This is a genomic window from Mesobacillus harenae (assembly GCF_013343715.1).
Taxonomy (GTDB): domain Bacteria; phylum Bacillota; class Bacilli; order Bacillales; family Cytobacillaceae; genus Mesobacillus_A; species Mesobacillus_A harenae.
Map to the genome: position 1 here is coordinate 67,918 of NZ_JABUNR010000007.1, position 13,569 is coordinate 81,486.

At 41.7% G+C, this 13,569-nt stretch carries 13 protein-coding genes and 1 pseudogene; 6 read left to right on the top strand and 8 right to left on the bottom strand.

The genetic code is table 11. From position 1 onward, the window contains the following. Positions 1-37: 37 nt before the first annotated feature. From HRJ06_RS10085 to HRJ06_RS10110, 6 genes are all read right to left on the bottom strand, one after another. Entirely contained in the window at positions 38-595 is a 558-nt protein-coding gene (locus HRJ06_RS10085) for a class D sortase (RefSeq protein ID WP_174732623.1), read from the bottom strand. Between the two features lie 80 nt (positions 596-675). Then, the gene (locus tag HRJ06_RS10090; protein ID WP_174732625.1) at positions 676-2,127 is read right to left on the bottom strand and encodes a hypothetical protein; all 1,452 of its coding nucleotides are present in this window, start codon (positions 2,125-2,127) and stop codon (positions 676-678) included. 210 nt (positions 2,128-2,337) lie between these two features. Then, positions 2,338-4,182 carry a M6 family metalloprotease domain-containing protein gene (locus HRJ06_RS10095; RefSeq protein ID WP_174732627.1) on the bottom strand — a complete coding sequence of 615 codons (1,845 nt, stop codon included), beginning with the start codon at positions 4,180-4,182 and terminating at the stop codon, positions 2,338-2,340. A 774-nt stretch (positions 4,183-4,956) separates the two neighbouring features. After that, positions 4,957-5,940 (bottom strand): Gfo/Idh/MocA family oxidoreductase, encoded by a 984-nt coding sequence (locus HRJ06_RS10100; RefSeq protein WP_174732628.1) that lies wholly within the window; start codon positions 5,938-5,940, stop codon positions 4,957-4,959. A 28-nt stretch (positions 5,941-5,968) separates the two neighbouring features. Continuing rightward, the gene (locus HRJ06_RS10105; protein WP_174732630.1) at positions 5,969-6,868 is read right to left on the bottom strand and encodes a PhzF family phenazine biosynthesis isomerase; all 900 of its coding nucleotides are present in this window, start codon (positions 6,866-6,868) and stop codon (positions 5,969-5,971) included. 332 nt (positions 6,869-7,200) lie between these two features. Continuing rightward, the gene (locus tag HRJ06_RS10110) at positions 7,201-7,950 is read right to left on the bottom strand and encodes an alpha/beta hydrolase (RefSeq protein ID WP_174732871.1); all 750 of its coding nucleotides are present in this window, start codon (positions 7,948-7,950) and stop codon (positions 7,201-7,203) included. Between the two features lie 321 nt (positions 7,951-8,271). Between HRJ06_RS10110 and HRJ06_RS10115 the strand changes: the two genes are divergently transcribed. Next, entirely contained in the window at positions 8,272-9,264 is a 993-nt protein-coding gene (locus HRJ06_RS10115; protein ID WP_174732632.1) for an NADPH:quinone oxidoreductase family protein, read from the top strand. 41 nt (positions 9,265-9,305) lie between these two features. On the opposite strand, the gene HRJ06_RS10120 is transcribed toward HRJ06_RS10115, so the two are convergent. Together HRJ06_RS10120 and HRJ06_RS10125 are read right to left on the bottom strand one after the other, a co-directional pair. Next, complete coding sequence (locus HRJ06_RS10120) at positions 9,306-10,457, bottom strand: acyl-CoA dehydrogenase family protein (protein WP_174732634.1); 1,152 nt, start codon at positions 10,455-10,457, stop codon at positions 9,306-9,308. A gap of 110 nt (positions 10,458-10,567) precedes the next feature. Then, positions 10,568-10,891, bottom strand: coding sequence for a MerR family transcriptional regulator (locus tag HRJ06_RS10125; RefSeq protein WP_174732636.1), 324 nt, complete (start codon positions 10,889-10,891; stop codon positions 10,568-10,570). 182 nt (positions 10,892-11,073) lie between these two features. Between HRJ06_RS10125 and fbpA the strand changes: the two genes are divergently transcribed. The 5 genes and pseudogenes from fbpA (at position 11,074) to HRJ06_RS10150 (ending at position 13,516) form a co-directional block, all read left to right on the top strand. Beyond that, on the top strand, positions 11,074-11,232 hold the full coding sequence (gene fbpA / locus HRJ06_RS10130; protein ID WP_174732638.1) for a Fur-regulated basic protein FbpA: 159 nt from the start codon (positions 11,074-11,076) through the stop codon (positions 11,230-11,232). 22 nt (positions 11,233-11,254) lie between these two features. Next, positions 11,255-11,617, top strand: a complete 363-nt coding sequence (locus HRJ06_RS10135) for a CidA/LrgA family protein (protein ID WP_174732640.1) — start codon at positions 11,255-11,257, stop codon at positions 11,615-11,617. Beyond that, positions 11,604-12,287 carry an LrgB family protein gene (locus HRJ06_RS10140; RefSeq protein WP_174732642.1) on the top strand — a complete coding sequence of 228 codons (684 nt, stop codon included), beginning with the start codon at positions 11,604-11,606 and terminating at the stop codon, positions 12,285-12,287. Before HRJ06_RS10135 ends, HRJ06_RS10140 begins: the two co-directional genes overlap by 14 nt. A gap of 27 nt (positions 12,288-12,314) precedes the next feature. Further along, complete coding sequence (locus HRJ06_RS10145) at positions 12,315-12,461, top strand: hypothetical protein (RefSeq protein WP_174732644.1); 147 nt, start codon at positions 12,315-12,317, stop codon at positions 12,459-12,461. A gap of 256 nt (positions 12,462-12,717) precedes the next feature. Beyond that, positions 12,718-13,516 (top strand): annotated as a pseudogene (locus tag HRJ06_RS10150) (formate/nitrite transporter family protein). Positions 13,517-13,569: the final 53 nt, after the last annotated feature.

Genomic DNA, 13,569 nt, shown 5'->3' on the forward strand with positions numbered 1-13,569 from the left:
AGCCCTGCCATATGGCAGGGCTTTTGCTCTGATGGCGTTATTGGATAGGATCGGCATAAATAATATACCGGTCAGGCGCATTGCCAATATAACTAAACGGATAACATGTTGATAGAACAAGTTCTTCCTTCCCAGCTGGCTTAATTATGGTCCTATCATATTGGTCTACAATTTTAGAAGATTTCATTGTGTATTCGTAGGTTCCATACGGCATTTTGACAATAAAAATATCCCCTTCTTCTAATTGCCCAAACTTCCTGAAAACTGTATCCCTGTGACCGGAAAGGAGTATTTGTTCTCCCTGACCTGGAAAGGCAGTTGCAGGATAGTGTCCAACTCCCTTTTCAAGGGAATCCTCGTCCGCTCCTTCATAAATAGGCAGTTCATAATCAAGCTTTGGAATCTTTAGAATTCCAATAGCCTCATCTTTTAAAGGCGCAAACTGTTCCTTCCTCTGCAAATATTCCCGTTTCATATTATCCTTTGCCTGCACCAGACCTGTTTCCGTAAGATAGCTTACTTGCATAACCTTGTAAAGGCTGAATGATAAGAGTAATACCCCTACTAAAAGCATAATATTTCCTAACTTACCCATTCAATCCCCTTCTTTCAACATCTTATTCCCCTGCTAAAAAACAAATACCCACTTGGTCTCGTGGGTATTTGCTTATAAAACTAACCAGCAAACTTTCGTCCGTAAAGCTTTGCAGCCGCTCCTAGCATTAGGATAATCAAACCTGCAAAGGCAAAATTCCAGATATCGCTAGCGGTATTTGGAAGCAATCCACCGATCAGTCCGCCACCGCCTGAACCGGGGCTTGATCCATTGTTTGATCCGGGAGCAGTTGTTCCATCAGAGTTGTCCTTACCATCTCCACTATCTCCGTCATCTCCATCATCTCCACCAGGTGTTGAACCGTCACCAGGCTCGTCATTATCAGAACCTGGATCTGCTTCTTCAGGAAGGGCAATTGTTGCTGAAGCTCCTTCTGATTCTATCAAATCAATTGAAATTGCGTTTTTATCATGGGCAATTGAGTAAAAAGTATATTCAAGGTCATCCGCTACAGGAAGTTCATCTAAATTGATTTCTAATTTAAAGGTAGAAGGTGTTGCTAAAGCTACAGACAGCATATCGCTATAAGCCAAGTAGACGCTATTTGTTTGAGTATCGATATGAATATCCGCCGATTCAAACGATCCATTGTTAAAAGCTGGAGAGCCAGGCAGTCCAATGATAGGCACAGAATAAGAGGCAGTTAAAGAATCCTTAAAACCTGGATCAGCCAGCAATTCTGCAAATTCTTGAGGCATATTAAAATGGATATAAGTTTTCCCTAGAAGGGTTAAGCTTACAGCCTTCTTTCCGCTATATGCTAATTCGATTTTGTATTTATCCTCATCCGTTAATAACTTTGCACTTAAACTATCTTCCTCAAGAAGGCCTACACCAATCAAGCCCGGAGTTTGCTCAGCAGGTTCTTCGGATGAACCTTGCCCTGGAAGCAAATCTGTTACCTTATCAGGAAGGCTTGCCGGGTCTTGTAAAAGATCGGTTACTTTTCCTATTGTTCCGGTTGGGTTTTTTAATGTATCTGTTACTTTGTCTGTAATCCCTGTTGGGTCCTTAAAAGTATCTGTTATTTTGTCTGTAACCCCTGTTGGATCCTTTACTCCATCCGTCCCAGATGGAAGCTTTCCTGTATTATCCGTTTCTTCAGGTTTCAGCCTATCTATTGTACCTGTTGGATCTTTAAGAGATTCAGTAAGCTTATCCGTTACAGTTGTTGTTTCTTCCACTACATCTTTTACTGTATCTGTTACAACTGTGACTGGGTCCTTTAGAGTTTCCGTTACTGTGGTAGTCAGTGATGAAGGATCTTCAATAGTGTTCGTTAATGTTCCTGTTAGACTCTTGGAGCTTGTTGTGCTTGTCTGCTCTGTTGTTGTTTTTGTCTGGCTTGTTATGTCATTGACCACCTTTGTCACGGTTCCTTCTAATTTTGAAGTTAGCGATGTCTGGGCGGAAGCTGAAATAGGCGCCAGTAATAACAAAGTTGCTGTGACTCCTGCTGTTGTCTTAATAAATAGGTTTTTCCATTTTCTACTGGTGTGTTTTTTACTCATTTCAAGTATCATCCTTTATTACTAAATTTTAACTGTAGTATAGAGGATGATTTTGTAAAAAACAATTAGTTGGCTGAATATTTAGATAATTCGTTATTTCTTACTACAGCTATATACTACTAAAGGAGTACGAGTTGGTACTCCCTTTAAACTAAAAGGCTTCAAACACAAAAAGCCTGGATCCATAAGGAATTCAGGCTTTTCATAGTTTTATTTGTTCGTAGCTTCATTGAAACTATAGTAGAAGTTTGCTGTAATCGAACCATCTTCATTTTCTTTAATATTTGTAACGTGGATTCCAGAATCCGCAGGGGTATTGCTGTAACCCTTCCAGAAGTAGTATGATCCGGTATGAACATTGCCGGAAACAGGAGTAAGCTTTTCGCCTGTCTTAAAGAAGTCACCAGCGTCTCCTCTATTTAGGTTCTTTTCCATTTCATATAAGCCGTCCTTCTGTAGGACAGACAAACCGTAATGGGTAACAATCGAGCCGTTAGAGGCAGTTTGAGACTGATTATATTGAAAACGCTTGTTCATCCAGTTTTCCACATTGTTAGGGCGGAAACCGGCAGTCTGATAAAGATTGATGACATTTTCGTCTACATGCCATGCCACTAATCCATGGGAGTCTGCTCCCTGTCGGATTAGACCTTCGTTAAAGCCTTGCTGCTGTATGTTTTCAAATAAGAAGTATTCTGTACCATTTGAGCCTGGCACTTCCATTTTGACAATACCGTTATCAGAATCAGCAGCATTAATCGGCGGAAGCGTAATTTCCTGTACTCCGCTGTCTGGCTTAACTTCAATTGGATCAGCCCAACCTAAGAAAACCTTAGAAAATGGATCAAAATGAGTTGGTGAGTTACCAGAATATGCATTGGCATCAGGATACCGCATCCATGATCCGCCAGCCATCATAGAGTAGTTACCAACACCTTCTGATGAGTATACAGTATCATAGAAATCCGGAAGGCCTAAAGCGTGGCCAAATTCATGGGCATAAACACCAGTTTGAGCTGGGAATGGCCCAGTTTTAGATGCTTCGTCATAGGCTCCTGTTTCTGCATTGAATCCAGCTACATTACCGCCGATTGCTGGTTGGATATTATAGTTGTTTACAAGGACGCCGTCATAGGTCATGTCCTCGGAATAAGTTTTATTAATCCATTCGGACTGACTCAAACCTTCATGCTCTGCAGCTGTTTTGCCAGTTTCATAGTATTTCCCATAATACAGGGCACTTAACAGGCTCCATTTATGGGACCAGAATTGAGCAGGATCACGGCTCCACTCCGCTCCTGTTCCTTCATGGATAACAAATATATTTGGAACTACACCATTTTCTGCATACTTTGAGAAATCAACCTGATCATCTGCTGCTTTCAAGAGATCACGTATAAACTCTCCTGTATGTGCATCGCCATTTTCGTTGCCTAGAACATACTTACCATTTTCAGCATGCTCGCCTGTCTGATCTAAATAGTATGATGCACCATGGGGAAGCTCTACCCACGCAAATTCAGTGTTTTCCTTACGTACAAGATTAGCCTTGCCATAACTGGATTCTTTATAAGCATTTTGCATCGTTTTGTTGGTTGGAGCTTGAACACCGTTATACTCAGCGTATTCGTTAAAATAGTCTAATTCATATGGGTTGTATTCTGTCCCAAAAATCAAATCCTCATAGTATTTTGCAGGCACTTGTCCCTTTAAGTCTCCAATTGGCTCATCACCATCTTTATACTTAGCAAGCAGGACTAGAACTGGTATATCACCGGTTGCTTCTTTATAGGCTACGTGGTTATCGCCTGGCTGTTCAAACTTGGTTCCATTCTCATGATTTGCAATTTTCTCAGCAGGATCAACTTTAGAAAGATCGATGCCAAGCTCTTTGGCCTTGTCAGCTAGTTCAGGGGCTGCTCCAACATGGTGGGCAAGGTCCAAATCATATGTATTTTTTTCAGTCTGTACACTTTCACTGGACTGCATCCCTGGCAATACAAGTGAACCAGCTAGGGCTAAAGATAGGGCTGATGTTGATAAAACCTTTAACAAACTGCATCACATCCTCATTTATTAGTATTTCTAATTTATCAGAATAGTTTTTTAACTAGTAGATGCTGAATGTCCTAAAAAATATCTTTGAACTTAAAGCTGCATTCTATTTAATATTTAAAAACAGATCAAAACACCCTTGATTTTATATTTCGCAACCCTAAAATTATTCGGTAAACAGTTTTCCAACAGCAAAATAGGATTCTCTAGTTCATTAGACATATAAAAAGAACTGAGTCTTTTTCCTTGTTTAATTACGATATTTATAAAAAAACAAAATTGCTAACCCCGTTAAGCGAGGTATAGACTAGAGGACACCGACTGAGATAAAGGAACTCCTCCGAATGAGGCTGGTATTCGGACTCGCAGGAGCCAATCTCTGGCGGAGCTGTCCGAATGAGAGTAGTATTCGGACTCGGAGATGCCAAATCCGGGCGGAGCTGTCCGAATGAGGCTGGCATTCGGACTCGGAGATGCCACATCCTGACGGAGCTGTCCGAATGAGGATGGTATTCGGACTCGGAGATGCCAAATCCGGGCGGAGCTGTCTGAATGAGGATGGTATTCGGACTCGGAGATGCCACATCCTGACGGAGCTGTCCGAATGAGGATGGTATTCGGACTCGGAGATGCCAAATCCGGGCGGAGCTGTCTGAATGAGGATGGTATTCGGACTCGGAGATGGCAAATCCCTACGCATACTATTATCCATAACAGAACTTTCATAGTTTCCTAAATAAAAACAGAGCTGCCAGGGCAGCTCTGTTTTTATTTTTAGTGATCAGCCGGGTAAATCAATCCTATTTGCTTTCGTGCTTCTTTAATAATCTCCGATGTTACTCTTGAACACTTAAAAGAATTAACCGAAGATTCACGTTTTCCTTCTTTAATCAAGTTAATAAATTCCTCTACTTCATAATACATTGGAGCATGATCTTGAGGCCTGCTGATAACCTCAGTTTCTCCACTTTTGTACCGGATTTCAACACGGCTAGCCTCAGAAATTTGATGAATCATCATGGTCCCATCTTCCCCTTGAATTTCCGAAGGAGCATACGAATTGGAAATCTTCGAATGCATAATGACTGCATCCATCTCATCGTATTGAAGTAAGAGGCTTCCCTCTCCGTCAACGCCAGACTCCAAAAGTACTCCGGCAGCTTTAATTGTTCTTGGTTCACCAAATAAAACGGCCAGCGGGTAAATACAATAAATACCAAGATCCATCAGGGAACCGTTTGAAAATTTAGGGTTAAATGCATTAAGAACTTGGCCTTCCCTATAAGCATCATATCGGGAAGAATACTGGCAATAGCTAGCAAAGTAGCGACGTACTTTACCGATTTTAGGTAAGTTTTCCTGTATCGCTTTAAAATTGGGAAGTAGAGTTGTTTTTAAGGCTTCCATTAACAGAACTTGATTCTCCTGAGCTGCTTTAATCATTTGTTCGAGCTCAGCCGGATTGGAAGCAATTGGCTTTTCACATAGCACATGCTTACCATGATTCATAAATATAATCGATTGTTGAGCATGGAAAGAATTCGGACTGGCAATATACACCGCATCAATTTCATCACTATTGGCCATTTCTTGAAGATTAGTAAAAATAGTCCCTACCCCATATTTACCGGCGAAATCTTTAGCTTTCTCTTCTGTTCTTGAGTAGACCGCTGCTAATTTAAAATCAGGCAGTTCACTTACAGCTGCCAGCAGACGCTCTGTAATCCAGTTTGTACCGATTATACCAAAACGAATCACGTTGAAAACCCCTCTTGAATTATTAGTTTTATAGGCGGAAATAGCCTGAGATAATTGGAACCGCCTTCCCGCCAACGTATATAACAGGCAGACCCTTTTCTGATTCAACCTTAATCTCCAGGTAGCCTGGCCTATTGATAGAATGTCCCTGGGCAATCGTGAAGGAATGACTTAGATTTGACTCGAGGAAGCCTTCCAAAAATAGATACCCGGCTAGAGCGCCATTTGCAGATCCTGTAACTGGATCTTCAAGAATGCCGGCCGCAGGAGCAAAATCTCTAGTATAAATATCACAACCCTCTCCATCACTGTCGAACGTAAATAAGTGTGTTGTAACGATCTGGTGTTCTTCGTTCATAAGTTTAAGCTCCTCGAAAAGCGGACACGCTGCATCAACGGCCTTTTTGGACTTAACAGGGACTAACAAATGCCAGTTCCCAGTATAACCAAGCTTAATAGGATAATTATGGTCCAAGTCATTTTTATCTATTCCAATAAGCCGGCAAAGTTCACTAGCAATGATTGGTACGTCCTTTACTATAGGACGCACTTGTTTCATCGATACGGAATCTAGTTTTCCCTTGTTTTTGGTCCATTGAACAGGAACCACTCCAATATTGGTTTCAAATTTTACTTCGTTAGCTTTCTGATCCCAACTTAATTCAGAAGCAAGTACCCAAGCAGCAGCAACTGTTGCATGACCGCAGAAATCAATCTCATTGCTCGGTGTAAAATAGCGTATTTTCAGATCAGCATTCTCATCCAGGCTTGGCAAAATAAAGGCTGTCTCTGAGAGATTCAGTTCATTCGCAATCTTTTGCATTTCAACTTCTGATAATCCCTCTGCATTAGGAACAACCCCAGCAGGATTACCGCCAAATGGAATATCTGTAAATGCATCTACATGATAAAAAGGCAGTTGTTTCACGTTTCATCCCTCCATTAGCTAGGATATCATTTAGGAGCTGTTTATTCTAATATCCCCACAAGAACAAGTGAATTTATTATAGTAGAATTCTTTTGTTCTTTCATTCTTTAAGTATTTCAATAGAGCTCTTATCCCCTTTTATGTTAGGTTTCTATGATAACAAAAATAGACTGCAATTGACATGGAGCGGAAGCGATTCGATGTTGCAGGGAGGAGGGTGATGTCAGCTAGGCGCTGAGCCGGATGCAGATAACTCATATCCCAAAACTCGGGATATTTATAATAACCAAAAACAAAAATACCGCAGTATAGCACTGCGGCACCTTGCAGAATCACTTGACAAGCTGTTCTTTAATAAATTTCAGCGTTTTTTCTATAATGATAGCCTGGTCATTGTCCAGTGTAGCAACGTGATAGCTATCAGATAGCTCAACCAATTGCTTGTCGAAGGAGGTAATCTGTTCCGCTATCAGCTTTGAGTTGTAAGGTGGCACCACGTGATCCTCTTTCGAAACAAAAATAAGTGCCGGGCATGATATTTTCGGAAGGTCACCTTTTACCTTTTCCATCAAAGTGAGGATCTCCTTAACAGACTGAACAGGTGTCTTCTCGTAGGCCAGTTCCTTCACCTCAGGCCTCTTTATATCAGAGCCTATTGCATCGAGAAAACGGATACCTTCAAGCGTAGCCACAGAAGCCATATCAGAAATTTCAACAGCTGCATTAATCGGAATAACCGCTTTAATGTCCGGGTAAGTTTCAGCCATATATAAGGTCAATGTACCACCCATCGACAAACCTGTTACGAAAATGGTATCACAACGCTCTTTGAGCCACATATATCCTTCCTCAATTGAGGCAACCCAGTCATGATAGGTCGTTTGTTCCATTTCCTCATAATGTGTACCATGCCCCTTCAAGCGCGGCCCGCAAACTGTATATCCTGCCTTTGCATACGCCTCACCCAACGGCCTCATGCTTTGAGTGCTGCCAGTAAAACCATGCGATATAAGAATACCAACTTTGTTCCCGACAAAATAAAACGGCTCTGCACCTTCTAAAACTGGGTAAGTTTTTGTCATCATTATCCCTCCACATTTCATTTATAATAGACCAATAGCTTTTAGCTTTTTAGTCTTATTCCAGTGATTTATATATTTTTATGTCTTTTACGCTAGACTATTTTTAAATATCCACTAGTTTTATATGGGCCATTATCCACTCAGCTCAGCTAACGGCTATATTCCAAGGCTCCCTGTTTTATTTTAACATATTTTCCCTGTATACTAGAGTCATTGCCACCTTTTCAAAGAGCATTTCTACAGGGGTTCTGCCAGTTACATATTTTCAGTATTAGGTCCTGCCCCACACTTTTTAGTACCATATTGAAAGGAGCTCGGAAAATGAAAAAATCTTTTAAAGCATTTGTTGTCAACAAAACGGAGGATGATTTTTCAGCTGAAGTTAGGCATCTTAATGAGGAGGATCTTCCTGAAGGAGATGTATTGATTGATGTAGCTTATTCTAGCGTAAACTTCAAGGATGGCCTCGCTAGTATTCCAAATGGAAAAATCGTTCGTTCCTATCCGTTTGTGCCTGGAATCGACATGGCCGGGACAGTAGCAGAATCCAAGGACTCCCGTTTTCAAAAAGGCGATAAAATAATTGCAACGAGCTATGAAATTGGAGTCTCTCATTATGGTGGTTACAGTGAAATGGCAAGGCTTTCGGGTGATTGGATTGTTCCATTGCCAAACGGGCTTTCATTAAAAGAAGCAATGGTACTTGGTACAGCAGGATTTACTGCTGGACTTTCCATTCATCGCTTAGAGGAAAACGGTTTGACACCAGATAAAGGAAAAGTACTCGTTACAGGAGCCACCGGAGGAGTAGGCAGTGTGGCTGTCTCTATGCTGGCAAAGAGGGGCTATCATGTAGTTGCCAGTACTGGAAAAGCAGAAGAGCATGAATATCTGCACAAAATTGGGGCTAGCGAAGTAATTTCACGAGAAGAATTAAGTGGAGCGAAGCTGAAGGCATTAGATAAACAACTTTGGGCCGCGGCAGTTGATCCTGTCGGCGGAAATACGCTTGCCACAATTTTAAGCCAGCTTGATTATAACGGATCTGTCGCAGTAAGTGGGCTTACGGGCGGGACCGATGTTCCGGCAACTGTGTTTCCATTTATTTTGAGAGGTGTTAACGTGCTGGGCATCGACTCAGTGTATTGTCCAATGGAGACAAGAAAAATACTGTGGGAAAGAATGAGCTCCGATTTAAAGCCAGAGGGCCTGATCAATCACATTATGAATGAAATAACTCTGGAAAAGCTGCCCTCTGTATTAGCAGCAATTCTAAAAGGAGAATCACGCGGAAGAACAGTTGTGAAATTATAAAGTAAACGCTCAGACTCCGCGGGGAATCTGAGCGTTTTTAGTTATCTCTGGTTAAAAACAGATGTCTTTGCCAGCAGTTCAATAGTCATGTCGTCCATCGGTGGATTATGAAGTCCTGCACGAACGTCTCGATAATATCGCTGGAGAGGATTTTTAACTGATAGGCTGCGAGCCCCTACAATTCTCATTGCCAAATCAATGACGGAAATTGCCGCGTTTGTGCAGGCCATCTTTGCAGCACCAAGTTCCGGATTCATAAGAAGACGTTCTTGATCACTTCCATCGTCCCATTGCCTCGCGACAGAATAAAGGAAATATCGCGCCTTCATTAGTTCATACTCCATTTCCCCTACCTTTTGCCGAACTGATGGAAAATCAATGATCGTTCCTTCCATCGTATTCGGGGAATACTCCATTGCGAAATTTAATGCAAAAGATTTTGCTGCCTGAGCTATCCCGAGATAACAGGCCGGAATATGGAGCAGCCAGCCACTAGCCTGTTTCTTTCCTGGCTTGAATTTTTCTACGAAGTGTTTCTTAGGGACTTTTACATCCTTTAAAATTAAATCATGGCTCCCTGTTCCTCGCATCGCTATGCTGTCCCAAGTTTCTTCAATCTCGACTCCTGCTACAGACCGTGGAATCAGAAAGTTACCTACCTCTTCCGTGTCCTCAATGGTTGCACTCACAATAAAAAAGTCAAGTATTGGAGATAAGGTTGTAAACGTCTTTCTCCCATTAACTATCCACTGGCCGCCTGCCTGCACAGCAGATGTCTGAGGCCGCCCTCCCCGAGTCGGACTGCCAGTCTGGGGTTCCGTCGCTGCACCGTTTAAGAGTGCGCCTTTTTTGATTTCCTCACAGACGGACCGGAAAATATCTTCCTCCCATATGTTTTTTTCAGCCAGGTTCTTAGTAATCCCTAAGTGCCAGCCAATCGACAGGGCCGTAGATCCGTCTCCCTCGGCTAATTTTTCCTGGAGCCGAACCATTTCGTAAAGAGAGATTTCCTCTCCTCCGAATTTCCGGGGAACAGTTAGCGCAGTATAACCAGATTGTTTAAGCTCAGCAAAATTAACATACGGAAAGGAGCCAGCTTCATCTATATCTCCCGCTCTGGAGCGAAACCGCTCAGATAAATTATCAAGTAGTTTAAGCCGTTCTTCTAAAGTGCCAGCTTGTTGAAAGTCCATACAGAACCCTCCCCTTTCATGCCTTTACTTTTATTGTGAACATTTTTGCTGCTAAAGGCAAGAAAGCGAATTGATATGGAAAGATAACAAAAACCTTACTAAGATAACTTCTAACCTTTCCTTAAACCAAACTGTGCATTTATTTGACCTTTAAGCATTTGCTTACGGGCTTTCCGGTTATCTTCTTTTTTCACTTTCTCCAGGTCTCTTCTGATTTCATTTGTCTGAACTCCTTCCTCTCTCTTCTCAGCAATCTCAATTAAGCGCTCGACATCAGCAAACGAGTATTTCCGGCTGCCTTTTTCCGTCCTTTCCGGAAAAATTAACTTTCTTTCCTCATAATAACGAATTTGTCTTTCTGTTAAACCAGTTAGATCACTGACTATACCAATCGTAATAACTTTTCGGGTTTTATACGAAGGATCTTCACCCATACACTACTCCCCCTCAAAAAACCGTTTATACAAATTATACAAGGGCCCTATCTGTTAACGTACATTCCTGTAAGAAAACCTGACAAAAAAAGAAATGACGTAAGTATTTCTGACAGGTTTGCTGAACTTCTTTTCAGCTCCCTATAAACTCGAAGTAGGAAACTAAAAGGAGGCCCGATTCTATGCCAGTTTTACGAGATGCTGTTGAACAACAGAGAGCCTTTATCATCAAAAAACTGATTAAGGCTGGTATATTTAAACAGGCAGAACTTGACACAAGAACCCTTACATTGACGGACTTATTAAGCATTTACGAAAAGCATTTAAGTAGAAAAGAATAACTACCTATAAGGGGAGGAGAATATGAGGCTCTTAACAGAAATTATTTTCCTCTGCTTACTCTATAAGATTGGAACGGTTATAACCAATCTCCTTCAGATTAATATGCCGCCTGCATTCGCCGGCATGGGGATTCTATTCCTTTTACTGCAGGTTGGATGGATCAAACTAGAGTTCCTTGAAAAATCGAGCAATTTTTTCAGCCGCCATGTCATATTGTTTTTAATTCCGATTGTAGTTGGACTAATCAATTACGGGAGCATGATTCTTCACTTCGGGTTTAAGTTCATTGCCGTAATTGCCTTTAGCAGCATTCTTGCGCTCTTTGTAACCGGCAGTATCATGAGAGGCATTCAAAACAGGGGGAAGGTCCGTGAACTTAAATAGTATGATGATTTTCTCTTTTTTAACGATTATCTCGTATGGAATAGGTATTTTGCTCTTCAAAAGGCAACAAACTTTCTGGCTAAATCCGATTATCATAAGCCCAATCCTCATCATTAGCTTTCTGCTTATAACCCATACAGATTATCAAATATACGAACATTCCACGAAGCCATTAAGCTACTTTATGGGTCCGCTGCAGGTAGCTTTAGCAATCCCGATGTTTAAGTATTGGAAGACCCTCAAAAAGCAGCTTTCGAGAATCGTGATCAGTGTTTTCGCTGGCTCCTTCGCCGGAATAGCGAGTGCTGCTTTTATCGGACATTCCCTCGGCTTGGAGAGCTCAATCATTTTGTCAATGATACCTAAGTCAGCTACTGCACCTATTGCTTTGGAAGCTTCTATAGTGTTAGGAGGAATTCCTGAAATGACCGGAATGTTCGTAGTGTTTACTGGCATTTTCGGAATGCTCATAGGCCCTTCAATTTTGAAGTGGACTGGTATAAATAATAACGTCGACAAGGGATTAGCCATGGGGGCCACCGCCCAAATAATCGGGGCTGTTCATGCTTCAAAATGGGGAGAATCGGCTGGAGCGATGGGAATGGTCGGCATGCTTTTATCCGGACTGATGATCGGTTTATCGGCCCAATTTTTATCAGCTTTTCTATAAATCAAAGGAAAGGGACGGGAATCAATTATGGATAACAAGGAAACGATTGACTTGGCAATAAAAATTGTGGAACTCGACCTGTTAAGGGATCAGATATGGGAGAGTTATGCAGCAAAAGCAGGAAACCAAGCTTATGAGCTATTGAGGAAAGTACAAAATAGCAGCAGCCAGTAAAGCGGTCGGATAGTGAACTTCAAGGAGAACAGACCATAAGGCTTGTTCTTCTTTTTGGTTTAATCTTCAAAGCTGAACTAGGAAATAATTGTAATAAGGGGCACCATAATGAACAAAAGCGCAACGGCCGTTAAGTAACGTATGACTTATCTTAGGGGACCGTGGGAGGTGCACTAGTCGCTGGAGCTGGATGTAACTTCGCATCTGATTATTCCATTCCTAAACCATAAAAAATATATGATTGGTGGCTAGATTGGTGGAATCAAAGCCTTTACAGGTAGTCGAGCAGCTAGCTCTAAAGAAGCAGAAAATATACAGGCAAAGCATTCTCCGGTATGTGTTAAGATCGATGCTTGCGAGCATGTTTATTGGATTCGGAGTGATTGTTGCTTTTAAAACAGGAGGCTACTTTTATGCCGACCAATCACCGCTTACTTATCCTTTTGCAGCGATTACCTTTGGTGCAGCAATTATATTGATTGCTTACGGCGGCGGAGACCTATTTACCGGTAATACTTTTTACTTTACATATGCAGCTTTGCGCAAAAAGATGCTCTGGCTAGATGTACTAAAACTGTGGACAGTAAGCTATGGCGGCAATATTATTGGAGCAGCAGCTTTTGCCTTTCTCATCTGGACAACAGGCTTATTTGACAGTTCCTCAGGCAGTGCTTTTTTGCTGAGTGTCGTAGAGAAAAAAATGCATGACCCTACTATGGAACTTTTCTTCCGAGGTATCCTTTGTAACTGGCTTGTGTGTCTTGCATTTTTCATCCCATTGTCGCTAAAAGGAGATGGACCAAAGCTTTTCACGATGATGCTATTTGTTTTTTGCTTTTTCATATCCGGCTATGAGCACAGCATTGCCAATATGTGTACCTTCGCAATTTGCCCTTGTCCTAAACCACCCAGGCACAATTTCCCTCGAAGGAGTCTTTCACAATCTTGTGCCCGTCACGTTAGGAAACTTGATCGGAGGCGCCATACTAATGGGCTGGATGTACTATTACGTTAACAAGCCATTCCTAGAAGAAAAAAACAACACGGAACTATAAAAGCGGAGCCGACTGCTCAGAAACGAGCTTACTGGAGGCTCCGACAAAGAAGC